This window comes from Bacillus sp. BACIII, from assembly GCF_057836745.1.
In genome coordinates this window covers 2,875,089-2,888,066 of the sequence record NZ_CM174437.1, presented here as the reverse complement: position 1 = coordinate 2,888,066, position 12,978 = coordinate 2,875,089, and the positions used below count along the sequence as shown (strand labels likewise).

The 12,978-nt window shown below is 48.6% G+C and carries 8 protein-coding genes, 3 rRNA genes and 1 riboswitch; of the genes, 9 read left to right on the top strand and 2 right to left on the bottom strand.

Translation table 11 applies throughout. From position 1 onward, the window contains the following. Window positions 1–153 precede the first annotated feature (153 nt). The 3 genes from betB (at window position 154) to ACXN9U_RS14060 (ending at window position 3,505) form a co-directional block, all read left to right on the top strand. Entirely contained in the window at window positions 154–1,626 is a 1,473-nt protein-coding gene (betB, locus tag ACXN9U_RS14070) for a betaine-aldehyde dehydrogenase (protein ID WP_198698055.1), read from the top strand. A gap of 17 nt (window positions 1,627–1,643) precedes the next feature. Then, window positions 1,644–2,852: a choline dehydrogenase gene (gbsB, locus tag ACXN9U_RS14065; RefSeq protein ID WP_438420460.1), complete on the top strand. Its 1,209-nt coding sequence runs from the start codon at window positions 1,644–1,646 to the stop codon at window positions 2,850–2,852. A 71-nt stretch (window positions 2,853–2,923) separates the two neighbouring features. Beyond that, window positions 2,924–3,505 (top strand): MOSC domain-containing protein, encoded by a 582-nt coding sequence (locus ACXN9U_RS14060; RefSeq protein WP_489201803.1) that lies wholly within the window; start codon window positions 2,924–2,926, stop codon window positions 3,503–3,505. A 1-nt stretch (window position 3,506) separates the two neighbouring features. Here the strand turns inward: ACXN9U_RS14060 and ACXN9U_RS14055 are convergent, their stop codons facing one another. Next, window positions 3,507–3,995 carry a DinB family protein gene (locus tag ACXN9U_RS14055; RefSeq protein ID WP_489201802.1) on the bottom strand — a complete coding sequence of 163 codons (489 nt, stop codon included), beginning with the start codon at window positions 3,993–3,995 and terminating at the stop codon, window positions 3,507–3,509. Window positions 3,996–4,141: 146 nt separating this feature from the next. Between ACXN9U_RS14055 and ACXN9U_RS14050 the strand changes: the two genes are divergently transcribed. Both ACXN9U_RS14050 and floT read left to right on the top strand, forming a co-directional pair. Then, window positions 4,142–4,672 (top strand): NfeD family protein, encoded by a 531-nt coding sequence (locus tag ACXN9U_RS14050; protein ID WP_489201801.1) that lies wholly within the window; start codon window positions 4,142–4,144, stop codon window positions 4,670–4,672. A 19-nt stretch (window positions 4,673–4,691) separates the two neighbouring features. Next, on the top strand, window positions 4,692–6,221 hold the full coding sequence (gene floT, locus ACXN9U_RS14045) for a flotillin lipid rafts scaffold protein FloT (protein ID WP_101605402.1): 1,530 nt from the start codon (window positions 4,692–4,694) through the stop codon (window positions 6,219–6,221). A gap of 30 nt (window positions 6,222–6,251) precedes the next feature. Here floT and thiT read toward each other — a convergent pair whose 3' ends face one another. Further along, window positions 6,252–6,833 (bottom strand): energy-coupled thiamine transporter ThiT, encoded by a 582-nt coding sequence (gene thiT / locus ACXN9U_RS14040; RefSeq protein ID WP_060964474.1) that lies wholly within the window; start codon window positions 6,831–6,833, stop codon window positions 6,252–6,254. A 99-nt stretch (window positions 6,834–6,932) separates the two neighbouring features. Further along, window positions 6,933–7,033: riboswitch (TPP riboswitch) on the bottom strand. Window positions 7,034–7,461: 428 nt separating this feature from the next. Here thiT and ACXN9U_RS14035 point away from each other — a divergent pair. From ACXN9U_RS14035 to ctsR, 4 genes are all read left to right on the top strand, one after another. After that, window positions 7,462–9,011 (top strand): 16S ribosomal RNA (locus ACXN9U_RS14035). 174 nt (window positions 9,012–9,185) lie between these two features. Further along, window positions 9,186–12,114, top strand: a 23S ribosomal RNA gene (locus tag ACXN9U_RS14030). Window positions 12,115–12,165: 51 nt separating this feature from the next. Continuing rightward, window positions 12,166–12,281 (top strand): 5S ribosomal RNA (gene rrf / locus ACXN9U_RS14025). The 16S, 23S and 5S rRNA genes sit together here, the layout of an rRNA operon. Window positions 12,282–12,507: 226 nt before the next feature. Beyond that, complete coding sequence (ctsR, locus tag ACXN9U_RS14020) at window positions 12,508–12,972, top strand: transcriptional regulator CtsR (protein ID WP_016935919.1); 465 nt, start codon at window positions 12,508–12,510, stop codon at window positions 12,970–12,972. The last annotated feature ends 6 nt before the right edge of the window (window positions 12,973–12,978 follow it).

Genomic DNA, 12,978 nt, shown 5'->3' with positions numbered 1-12,978 from the left:
TTATGTTCTTAATCTTAACGAATCATGGCAAAATGTCAAAACCTAAGCGGACAAACAAGGTTTTGACAGGTTAAAAAACATGTGTTAAATTAACATTGTTAAAAACATTAAATTTTTATTTAACAAACTTACTTTTCGGTAAGGAGGACTCTTATGAGCAAAACGCTTTATATCGGCGGCGAATGGATCAGTGCAGAAAAAAAACAGACCCGCCGTATCATCAATCCATTTAATCAGGAAGAAATTGCAACAGTATGTGAAGGAGACCGGGACGATGCGGTGAAAGCCATCGCCGCAGCCAGAAAAGCATTTGATGAAGGGGAGTGGCCGGTGCTTTCGGGACTTGAGCGCGGTCAATTTGTTCTGAAAATTGCGGAATTAATCAGGCGAGATCTGAACGAATTAGCTGAGCTGGAATCGCTGGACACAGGGAAAACCATTGAAGAAAGCAAAGCCGACATGGATGATATCGCAAATGTATTTCAGTATTATGCCGGTTTGGCGGATAAAGACGGAGGCGAGGTCATCTCATCTCCGATTCCCGATTCCGTAAGTAAAATCGTCAGAGAGCCAATCGGCGTATGCGGACAAATTACGCCGTGGAACTATCCGCTCCTTCAGGCGAGCTGGAAAATCGCTCCCGCTCTTGCGGCCGGAAATACGATCGTTTTAAAGCCGAGCGAGATAACTCCGCTGACAACCATTAAAGTCTTTCAATTAATAGAAGAAGCCGGTATTCCGAAAGGAGCCGCCAATCTTGTGCTTGGACCGGGCGCTTCTGTCGGGGATGAGCTGGCGAGAAACCTTGACGTCGATTTGGTGTCCTTTACGGGCGGAATTGAAACAGGCAAAAAAATCATGCAGGCGGCAAGCGGCAATGTGAAAAAGATTGCCCTTGAGCTTGGCGGCAAAAATCCGAATATCGTGTTTAAAGATGCGGATCTCGAAACAGCTGCAGATCAAGCGCTCAACGCCGTGTTTTTTCATGCCGGCCAAGTTTGTTCGGCAGGCTCGCGCCTTTTAGTGGACGAAGCCATTCATGATGAATTTTTAGCCGAATTAATCAAGCGCACGAAACGCATCAAATTAGGAAACGGTTTTCATGAAGATACGGAAAGCGGTCCGCTGATTTCCGCCGAGCATCGGGCCAAAGTTGAAAAATACGTAGAAATCGGAATCGAAGAAGGGGCAAAGCTGGAAACAGGCGGCAAACGTCCTGATGATCCCGCCCTTCAAAACGGTTTCTTCTATGAACCTACTATTTTCTCAAACTGCAAGTCTGACATGAGAATTGTCCAAGAGGAAATCTTCGGCCCCGTTTTAACAGTCGAGTCATTCTCTTCTGAAGAAGAAGTGGTCAGACTCGCCAACGATACCATTTACGGGCTGGCCGGAGCGGTATGGTCAAAGGATATTGAAAAATGCGAACGCGTAGCCGCAAAACTGCGGATGGGTACGGTTTGGATCAATGATTTTCATCCGTATTTCGCGCAAGCGCCGTGGGGCGGGTACAAACAATCAGGCTTCGGCCGCGAACTCGGCAAAATCGGTCTGGAAGAATACACGGAAGTCAAACATATTTACCGCAACACGAAACCTGCACCTGTTAACTGGTTTCAAGCATAACGAGGAGGAGATATAATATGACATTAAATATGAAAGTAGAAAGCATGCATAAATTCCATACATTCGAAATCCCGACAGTTATTAAGCACGGAATCGGCGCGATTCAGCATGCGGGAAAAGAAGTCAGAGCGCTTGGCGTCACAAAAGCGCTGCTCGTAACAGACCCGGGAATTTATAATGCGGGAGTGGCAAACCCGGTTATTGAATCCTTGCAGGAAGCAGGCATCGAAGTCGTCCTGTTTAACAAAGTGGAGCCGAACCCGCCTGTACGTCTTGTGAACGAAGGATCTGAACTGTATAAAAAAGAAAGCTGCAACGGCCTTGTGGCTGTCGGCGGCGGAAGCTCCATGGATACGGCGAAAGCGATCGGAGTAGAAGCGACACACGAAGGTAGCGTGCTTGATTATGAAGCCGCGGAAGGCAAAAAGCCGCTGGAAAACCGTATTCCTCCGCTGACGACGATCCCGACAACTGCCGGAACGGGTTCAGAGGTTACGCAATGGGCGGTCATTACAGACGAGGAAAGAGAATTTAAATTCAATACGGGCGGACCACTTATCGCCGCGCATTTAACAGTCATTGATCCTGAGCTGCATACGTCCATGCCTCCGCATGTGACGGCCATGACAGGTATCGATGCTCTCGCGCACGCCATTGAGTGCTATACGATGAAATTCGCGCAGCCGATCACTGATGCCGTGGCTTTAATGGCTATTGAATATGGGGCGCATTATATTAAGCGTGCGTTCGCGGACGGAGAGGATTTGGAAGCGAGATACGGCATGGCACAGGCGGCGATGCTTGCCGGACTTTCATACGGCAGTGAATCCGCTGGCGCTGCGCATGCAATGAGTCAGACACTCGGCGGCATCATCCCTGTCGCTCACGGGCAATGCGTCGCAGCAATGATGGGGCCGGTAATGGAATACAACTGGAAGGGATATCCGGAAAAATTTGCCCGCATCGCCAAAGCATTCGGAATCGATACAAGCAACATGACAACCGAAGAAGCGGCCAAAGCGTCCGTCAATTGGATGTATGACCTTGTAAAAGATTTAGAGGTGCCGAGCTTAGAAGAACAAGGTGTGTCTCCGGACATGATTGAGCGCTTATCAAAAGAAGCCATGAAAGATCCGCAAACCTTCGGAAATCCAAGAGACTTGAATGAGAAAGCATACAACTGGATTTACAAACGCTGCTTTGACTTAACGCCGAAAACGGTATAATAATTGAACCCCGCTCCTTTACAGAGCGGGGTTTTTTAAGGATAATGTCAAGAAAAAGGCGGTGACGGGTGATGTGGAAGTGCATAACAGCAAAGGCGGAAGGCGTATATATAGCGGATACGGAACAATTTGTTACCAAAAAGATGGACAAGCTTCGTGCGGAATACGGCGGGTTTCCCGGTGATCTTCATTTCGGACTGACAAAAAAAGCCGGTGCACGGGAGCCAATGTATCAAAGAGGGACGGAAATTTTTAACCGGAGACAAATTTCAATCGTGTCCATGGAGGAATGTGATGAGATTGCGGCGGCGATGGGGGTTTCTCATATCTTTCCAGAATGGCTCGGCGCTAATATCGCAATCAGCGGTTTTTCTGCACTGACGCCGCTTAAAGAAGGAAGCAGAATGATATTTCCAAGCGGTGCGTCTCTGTTGTGCGAGGGAGAAAATGATCCGTGCATTCAGCCGGGAGAAATCATTCAATCCTTTTACCCGGATCAGCCAAAACTCGCTGCGGCATTTGTGAGGCACGCAATGGGCAGAAGAGGAATTGTCTGTATTGTTGAACGGCCGGGAGACATATGCACGGGTGATTCGGTCGCCATCCATTCCTATGAACCGAAACGCGTCAAGAAAAAAATCGAGAAGGTCTGAGTCAGACCTTCTCGATTTTTTGTTTAATTTCTTTTATTTGATTAATGTGGCGCTTTTCATGATGACCGATAAAATCAATCCACTGGCGGATCGTCAGTTCTTGAAAAACGGGATGCAGAAGCACACGTTCAAAGTCTTCCTCGTTTAATGACGAAATAACGGCGGTCAGCTGCTGTCTTGCTGTATCTAATTCTTGTTTCGCTTCGATGACTGATATTCGGTTTTGCTCAGGTTCAAGCTGTGACGGTGCCGGATGTTTAGTTGTTCTGTCCTCTATAAACTCCATCGGTTTTTCTTCTATTTCTTTTAACGGTGCGTCTTTTGCCTGCTTTGATAAAAGGGCCTGCGCTGATTCGTCAATTTTCTTTAAATGGTCAAGGACTTCGCGCACGCTCCACTCATCAGCCGCGGGCTTTTGGTTGAATTCCTCATCAGAGAGTCCTTTCAGTTCTTCCCAAGTCTGCTGTCTGGCTTCATTAAAAATGCTCATCCTATCTCCTCCTTTGGAGTAAACATATCATATCCGGATTGGATAATCATGTAATCAGCCTTTCTTATCAGAAAATTGAAACCATTTTCCTTTGCAACCGTATATAAAGTAACACTCCGACATCCAGGCCGAAAGGAGGAAAGAATGTGGTCGTATTTCATCTGCCGCTTGAAACGATCTATCTTTACACACTGATTATTGCGGGGAGCCTCACGCTTTTGATTCTGTTTTTTCAAGATGTGTTTCACGGCGTCTCGGAAGCCATTCCTGTTTCATTCGTAAATCCAACGTTGATTTTGTCGTTTTTGACCATCTTTTCAGCCTCAGGTTACATCGGCGAAATCGCAACTCCGCTTTCAAATCCTGTCATTGCATTACTTTCATTTGTGCTTTCAGTTTTTTTGGTCAGCCTGCTTCACTTCTTTGTCCTTGTACCGCTTTCATCAGCGGAAGAATCGCTCGTATACCGGGAGTCGGATTTAAAGGGCAGAATCGGCAGGGTTATTACTTCCGTTCCGAAAGACGGCTATGGGGAAGTGATCATAGAGGGAATCGGAGGCGCTATTTCTAAATCTGCGGTCAGCTTTGATCAAGAACAGATTCAGTACGGAACGGCCGTATTAGTGATTGACGTGAAAGACGGAGTGCTTTTTGTGATGCCGCATGAACCAATCTGATATCTAAGGGGGAACTGTTATGACTATGCCGATTATCATCGTTATCGGAATCGTATTCTTTTTACTCATCGCACTTATTGCTGTATTTATTACGAAGTACCGGACGGCGGGGCCTGACGAAGCCCTTATCGTAACCGGAAGCTATTTGGGCAATAAGAACGTCCACATTGATGAAGGCGGAAATCGTCTGAAAATCGTCCGGGGCGGGGGAACGTTCGTGCTTCCGGTGTTCCAGCAGGCGGAACCTCTCAGTTTACTTTCAAGCAAGCTTGATGTCTCTACACCTGAAGTTTATACAGAACAAGGGGTGCCGGTAATGGCCGACGGAACCGCCATTATAAAAATCGGCGGCTCCATCGGGGAAATCGCAACAGCAGCTGAACAATTTTTAGGGAAGTCTAAGGAGGACCGCGAGCAGGAGGCGCGTGAGGTGCTGGAGGGCCATCTGCGTTCCATCCTAGGCTCCATGACCGTTGAAGAAATTTATAAAAACAGGGAAAAGTTTTCTCAGGAAGTCCAGCGGGTTGCGTCTCAGGATCTTGCCAAAATGGGACTGATGATCGTTTCCTTTACGATTAAAGATGTCCGCGATAAAAATGGCTATCTAGAATCATTAGGTAAGCCGCGAATCGCCCAAGTCAAGCGGGATGCGGACATAGCCACGGCAGAAGCGGATAAAGAGACGAGAATTAAACGCGCGGCGGCTGATAAAGACGCAAAAAAATCAGAGCTGGAGCGGGCGACTGAAATAGCTGAAGCGGAAAAAATCAATCAGCTGAAAATGGCGGAATACAGAAGAGAGCAGGACACAGCAAAAGCCAATGCCGACCAGGCATATGACCTCGAAACAGCAAAAGCCCGCCAGCAGGTGACAGAGCAGGAAATGCAGATTAAAATTATTGAGCGGCAAAAGCAGATTGAATTGGAAGAAAAAGAAATTCTCCGCCGTGAGCGCCAGTATGACTCTGAAGTGAAGAAAAAGGCCGATGCCGACCGTTATTCGGTAGAACAAGCGGCCGCAGCTGCAAAGGCGAAGCAGCTCGCAGAAGCAGATGCCGAACAGTATAGTATTGAAGCGATGGCCAAAGCGGAAGCTGAACGCGTGAGAATTGACGGTCTTGCTAAAGCGGAGGCTGAAAAGGCGAGAGGAGAAACCGAAGCGGAAGTCACCCGCCTGAAAGGTCTTGCGGAAGCGGAAGCTAAAGAGAAAATTGCTGAAGCCTTCGAAAAATACGGGCAGGCCGCAATCCTCGATATGATTGTGAAAATGCTGCCTGAGTATGCGAAGCAAGTCTCGGCGCCTCTTTCCAACATTGATAAAATAACTGTCGTTGATACGGGAGGAAGCGGTGAAAACGGCGGAGCCAATAAAGTCACGGGCTATGCAACCAATTTAATGGCCGGTCTTCAGGAAAGTTTAAAAGCATCTTCCGGAATCAATGTAAAAGAGATCATTGAGAATTTTTCAGGCAAAGGAAACATAAAACAAAGCATAAATGAACTTACAAAAGAACTGGGCGATTCGAAAGAAGAACGCAGCTCTGGATAAAAAAACAGCAGGCATAACCCGCCTGCTGTTTCAATTTGCCCGCTTGGTTTCAAGAAGCCGCGGCGCCGTCATGAATAATAAGATAAGGACAATGGCCGAAAGGATAAAAGAAGGAATCATATAGGTCGCGTTGTAGACGAGCGAATAAATCCAGACCGGAGTGCCCTTCGGAGCATAGCTTCCGAAAAAGACCGCTCCGGAGATCACATGTGCCGCATACCGCAGCACACTGCCGATAAAAACGCCGCTTATCACATACACCGTTAATGCGCCTCTTTTTTTAGCCAATGCCGTTTCACGGACACCGGAAGCAAACAAGCCGCTGAAACCGAGAACTGCAAACGCCGCGATATAATCAAGAAATAGCTGCACCGGGTGCTGCAAAAACAAATTGCCGATGGCGATCTGGACAATCCCTGTTAAAAAGCCTGTCGTAAGCCCGGCCTTCACTCCCCAGCGGAATGAAATCAAAAAAATCGGAATCATCATAATAGAGACTGATCCGCCTTGTGGCATCCGGAGAAACATACCTGACACAATGTCCAGAATGACGGCCGCTCCGGTCATAATCGCTATTTCTATTAAGCGCACAAGCTGTGTTGAATGATTCATAGTTTTCCCCCTGGTCAGACAACCGTATCAAGGATAAACAAAAAAGCAGCGCGGGGAAGGATGGGAAAAGGTCCGCGCGCTGCTTACAAAACTGCAATTCATTTGGCTTTGCCACATCCCTACGCCAGCGTTAACTAACAGGTTCAAAGGGTCAGAACAAAACGTTCACTCTCAGCTTTAATGCTCCCCTTGTGGTCATCAAGTATTTAGTTCAATCTTACTATACAAGAAAATATACCAAACCACAAGACAGCATTCTTTCTATAGAAGAGAAACTGAAATAAGTATGAATGAAAATAAACAGGGACTTTTTTTAAAAAAACTATTGTCATACTTTCAAAAGGGTGTTATATTATTAAACGTCGCTGATGAACAGCAGACAAAACAAACAGCTTCGAAAACGATTTAAAAAAGTTGTTGACATAAAAGAAGCTGAGTGGTAAGATAATAAAGCTGCTTCAACGAGCGGTAATGATCTTTGAAAACTAAACAAGACAAAACGTACCTGTTAATTCAAAGTTTTAAATAAATCGCACAGTGATGTGCGTAGTCAGTCAAACTAAGGTCTGCACGATGCAGATCACACAGACGTTACTGCAGGATGCAGTGAACTTAGTCTGTGATCCATTTATCGGAGAGTTTGATCCTGGCTCAGGACGAACGCTGGCGGCGTGCCTAATACATGCAAGTCGAGCGGACAGATGGGAGCTTGCTCCCTGATGTTAGCGGCGGACGGGTGAGTAACACGTGGGTAACCTGCCTGTAAGACTGGGATAACTCCGGGAAACCGGGGCTAATACCGGATGGTTGTTTGAACCGCATGGTTCAGACATAAAAGGTGGCTTCGGCTACCACTTACAGATGGACCCGCGGCGCATTAGCTAGTTGGTGAGGTAACGGCTCACCAAGGCGACGATGCGTAGCCGACCTGAGAGGGTGATCGGCCACACTGGGACTGAGACACGGCCCAGACTCCTACGGGAGGCAGCAGTAGGGAATCTTCCGCAATGGACGAAAGTCTGACGGAGCAACGCCGCGTGAGTGATGAAGGTTTTCGGATCGTAAAGCTCTGTTGTTAGGGAAGAACAAGTGCCGTTCAAATAGGGCGGCACCTTGACGGTACCTAACCAGAAAGCCACGGCTAACTACGTGCCAGCAGCCGCGGTAATACGTAGGTGGCAAGCGTTGTCCGGAATTATTGGGCGTAAAGGGCTCGCAGGCGGTTTCTTAAGTCTGATGTGAAAGCCCCCGGCTCAACCGGGGAGGGTCATTGGAAACTGGGGAACTTGAGTGCAGAAGAGGAGAGTGGAATTCCACGTGTAGCGGTGAAATGCGTAGAGATGTGGAGGAACACCAGTGGCGAAGGCGACTCTCTGGTCTGTAACTGACGCTGAGGAGCGAAAGCGTGGGGAGCGAACAGGATTAGATACCCTGGTAGTCCACGCCGTAAACGATGAGTGCTAAGTGTTAGGGGGTTTCCGCCCCTTAGTGCTGCAGCTAACGCATTAAGCACTCCGCCTGGGGAGTACGGTCGCAAGACTGAAACTCAAAGGAATTGACGGGGGCCCGCACAAGCGGTGGAGCATGTGGTTTAATTCGAAGCAACGCGAAGAACCTTACCAGGTCTTGACATCCTCTGACAATCCTAGAGATAGGACGTCCCCTTCGGGGGCAGAGTGACAGGTGGTGCATGGTTGTCGTCAGCTCGTGTCGTGAGATGTTGGGTTAAGTCCCGCAACGAGCGCAACCCTTGATCTTAGTTGCCAGCATTCAGTTGGGCACTCTAAGGTGACTGCCGGTGACAAACCGGAGGAAGGTGGGGATGACGTCAAATCATCATGCCCCTTATGACCTGGGCTACACACGTGCTACAATGGACAGAACAAAGGGCAGCGAAACCGCGAGGTTAAGCCAATCCCACAAATCTGTTCTCAGTTCGGATCGCAGTCTGCAACTCGACTGCGTGAAGCTGGAATCGCTAGTAATCGCGGATCAGCATGCCGCGGTGAATACGTTCCCGGGCCTTGTACACACCGCCCGTCACACCACGAGAGTTTGTAACACCCGAAGTCGGTGAGGTAACCTTTATGGAGCCAGCCGCCGAAGGTGGGACAGATGATTGGGGTGAAGTCGTAACAAGGTAGCCGTATCGGAAGGTGCGGCTGGATCACCTCCTTTCTAAGGATTTTAACGGAATATAAGACCTTGGGTCTTATAAACAGAACGTTCCCTGTCTTGTTTAGTTTTGAAGGATCATTCGATTCTTCGAGATAATGTTCTTTGAAAACTAGATAACAGAAGTAATTCACATTCAATTGTAATGCAAGATATCACGTAGTGATTCTTTTTAACGGTTAAGTTAGAAAGGGCGCACGGTGGATGCCTTGGCACTAGGAGCCGATGAAGGACGGGACGAACACCGATATGCTTCGGGGAGCTGTAAGCAAGCTTTGATCCGGAGATTTCCGAATGGGGAAACCCACCACTCGTAATGGAGTGGTATCCATATCTGAATACATAGGATATGAGAAGGCAGACCCGGGGAACTGAAACATCTAAGTACCCGGAGGAAGAGAAAGCAAATGCGATTCCCTGAGTAGCGGCGAGCGAAACGGGATCAGCCCAAACCAAGAGGCTTGCCTCTTGGGGTTGTAGGACACTCTGTACGGAGTTACAAAGGAACGAGGTAGATGAAGAGGTCTGGAAAGGCCCGCCATAGGAGGTAACAGCCCTGTAGTCAAAACTTCGTTCTCTCCAGAGTGGATCCTGAGTACGGCGGAACACGTGAAATTCCGTCGGAATCCGGGAGGACCATCTCCCAAGGCTAAATACTCCCTAGTGACCGATAGTGAACCAGTACCGTGAGGGAAAGGTGAAAAGCACCCCGGAAGGGGAGTGAAATAGATCCTGAAACCGTGTGCCTACAAGTAGTCAGAGCCCGTTAACGGGTGATGGCGTGCCTTTTGTAGAATGAACCGGCGAGTTACGATTCCGTGCAAGGTTAAGCAGAAGATGCGGAGCCGCAGCGAAAGCGAGTCTGAATAGGGCGCATGAGTACGTGGTCGTAGACCCGAAACCAGGTGATCTACCCATGTCCAGGGTGAAGTTCAGGTAACACTGAATGGAGGCCCGAACCCACGCACGTTGAAAAGTGCGGGGATGAGGTGTGGGTAGGGGTGAAATGCCAATCGAACCTGGAGATAGCTGGTTCTCTCCGAAATAGCTTTAGGGCTAGCCTCAAGGTAAGAGTCTCGGAGGTAGAGCACTGATTGGACTAGGGGCCCCTACCGGGTTACCGAATTCAGTCAAACTCCGAATGCCGATGACTTATCCTTGGGAGTCAGACTGCGAGTGATAAGATCCGTAGTCGAAAGGGAAACAGCCCAGACCGCCAGCTAAGGTCCCAAAGTATACGTTAAGTGGAAAAGGATGTGGAGTTGCTTAGACAACCAGGATGTTGGCTTAGAAGCAGCCACCATTTAAAGAGTGCGTAATAGCTCACTGGTCGAGTGACTCTGCGCCGAAAATGTACCGGGGCTAAACGTATCACCGAAGCTGCGGACTGTTCTTCGAACAGTGGTAGGAGAGCGTTCTAAGGGCTGTGAAGCAAGACCGGAAGGACTTGTGGAGCGCTTAGAAGTGAGAATGCCGGTATGAGTAGCGAAAGACGGGTGAGAATCCCGTCCACCGAATGCCTAAGGTTTCCTGAGGAAGGCTCGTCCGCTCAGGGTTAGTCGGGACCTAAGCCGAGGCCGAAAGGCGTAGGCGATGGATAACAGGTTGATATTCCTGTACCACCTCCTCACCATTTGAGCAATGGGGGGACGCAGGAGGATAGGGTAAGCGCGGTATTGGATATCCGCGTCCAAGCAGTTAGGCTGGGAAATAGGCAAATCCGTTTCCCGTGAAGGCTGAGCTGTGATGGCGAGCGAATTATAGTAGCGAAGTTCCTGATTCCACACTGCCAAGAAAAGCCTCTAGCGAGGTGAGAGGTGCCCGTACCGCAAACCGACACAGGTAGGCGAGGAGAGAATCCTAAGGTGATCGAGAGAACTCTCGTTAAGGAACTCGGCAAAATGACCCCGTAACTTCGGGAGAAGGGGTGCTCTGTTAGGGTGCAAGCCCGAGAGAGCCGCAGTGAATAGGCCCAGGCGACTGTTTAGCAAAAACACAGGTCTCTGCGAAGCCGTAAGGCGAAGTATAGGGGCTGACGCCTGCCCGGTGCTGGAAGGTTAAGAGGAGCGCTTAGCGTAAGCGAAGGTGCGAATTGAAGCCCCAGTAAACGGCGGCCGTAACTATAACGGTCCTAAGGTAGCGAAATTCCTTGTCGGGTAAGTTCCGACCCGCACGAAAGGCGCAACGATCTGGGCACTGTCTCAACGAGAGACTCGGTGAAATTATAGTACCTGTGAAGATGCAGGTTACCCGCGACAGGACGGAAAGACCCCGTGGAGCTTTACTGCAGCCTGATATTGAATGTTGGTACAGCTTGTACAGGATAGGTAGGAGCCTTGGAAACCGGAGCGCCAGCTTCGGTGGAGGCATCGGTGGGATACTACCCTGGCTGTATTGACCTTCTAACCCGCCGCCCTTATCGGGCGGGGAGACAGTGTCAGGTGGGCAGTTTGACTGGGGCGGTCGCCTCCTAAAAGGTAACGGAGGCGCCCAAAGGTTCCCTCAGAATGGTTGGAAATCATTCGCAGAGTGTAAAGGCACAAGGGAGCTTGACTGCGAGACCTACAAGTCGAGCAGGGACGAAAGTCGGGCTTAGTGATCCGGTGGTTCCGCATGGAAGGGCCATCGCTCAACGGATAAAAGCTACCCCGGGGATAACAGGCTTATCTCCCCCAAGAGTCCACATCGACGGGGAGGTTTGGCACCTCGATGTTGGCTCATCGCATCCTGGGGCTGTAGTCGGTCCCAAGGGTTGGGCTGTTCGCCCATTAAAGCGGTACGCGAGCTGGGTTCAGAACGTCGTGAGACAGTTCGGTCCCTATCCGTCGCGGGCGCAGGAAATTTGAGAGGAGCTGTCCTTAGTACGAGAGGACCGGGATGGACGCACCGCTGGTGTACCAGTTGTTCTGCCAAGGGCATCGCTGGGTAGCTATGTGCGGACGGGATAAGTGCTGAAAGCATCTAAGCATGAAGCCCCCCTCAAGATGAGATTTCCCATTCCGCAAGGAAGTAAGATCCCTGAAAGATGATCAGGTTGATAGGTCTGAGGTGGAAGTGTGGCGACACATGGAGCTGACAGATACTAATCGATCGAGGACTTAACCATTTTTGAATGTATGCTTACTGTTATCTAGTTTTGAGAGAACACTCTCAATGGTTTGGTGGCGATAGCGAAGAGGTCACACCCGTTCCCATGCCGAACACGGAAGTTAAGCTCTTCAGCGCCGATGGTAGTCGGGGGTTTCCCCCTGTGAGAGTAGGACGCCGCCAAGCAATCATACGGTAAAGACAGCTCATGATGAGCTGTCTTTTTTGTGTTTTTCTGCATACGTTATATAATATGAGAAAAGTAACGATATACCTTTTTGTAAAAGCAGGTTTTATGCTTGTGCAAAGTGGAAATAATAGAGATAGAGCGATACAGTTGAAAAATTTTGCGAAACACCTTATAGTAAGATTAAAGTCAAATATAGTCAAAGTCAATAAAGGAGGGGGTTGAGTGGGACATAATATTTCTGACATCATTGAACAGTACTTAAAACAAGTATTAGATCAAAATGGCAAAGAAATTTTAGAGATCAAACGCAGTGAAATTGCTGATAAATTTCAGTGTGTTCCTTCCCAAATAAATTATGTCATCAACACCAGATTCACAAGCGAAAGAGGATATATTGTTGAAAGTAAACGGGGAGGCGGCGGTTATATTCGTATTATCAAAGTTAAAATGAATAACGAAGTCGTCCTCATCAATAATATTATTTCGCAGATTCATACCCACTTGTCCCAGGCAGCCTCTGATGACATTATTCTCAGACTGTTAGAGGACGGGGTTATTTCGGAAAGAGAAGCTAAAATGATGGTGAGTGTAATGGATCGTTCAGTTCTATATATTGATTTGCCTGAACGGGATGAACTAAGAGCCAGAATGATGAAGGCGATGCTCACATCTTTAAAACTAAAGTAAGCGGGT

Excerpts from the sequence above, each read along its gene's own strand:
- betB (WP_198698055.1), top strand. The coding sequence starts at position 154 with ATGAGCAAAACGCTTTATATCGGCGGCGAATGGATCAGTGCAGAAAAA.
- gbsB (WP_438420460.1), top strand. The coding sequence starts at position 1,644 with ATGACATTAAATATGAAAGTAGAAAGCATGCATAAATTCCATACATTC.
- ACXN9U_RS14060 (WP_489201803.1), top strand. The coding sequence starts at position 2,924 with ATGTGGAAGTGCATAACAGCAAAGGCGGAAGGCGTATATATAGCGGAT.
- ACXN9U_RS14055 (WP_489201802.1), bottom strand. The coding sequence starts at position 3,995 with ATGAGCATTTTTAATGAAGCCAGACAGCAGACTTGGGAAGAACTGAAA.
- floT (WP_101605402.1), top strand. The coding sequence starts at position 4,692 with ATGACTATGCCGATTATCATCGTTATCGGAATCGTATTCTTTTTACTC.
- thiT (WP_060964474.1), bottom strand. The coding sequence starts at position 6,833 with ATGAATCATTCAACACAGCTTGTGCGCTTAATAGAAATAGCGATTATG.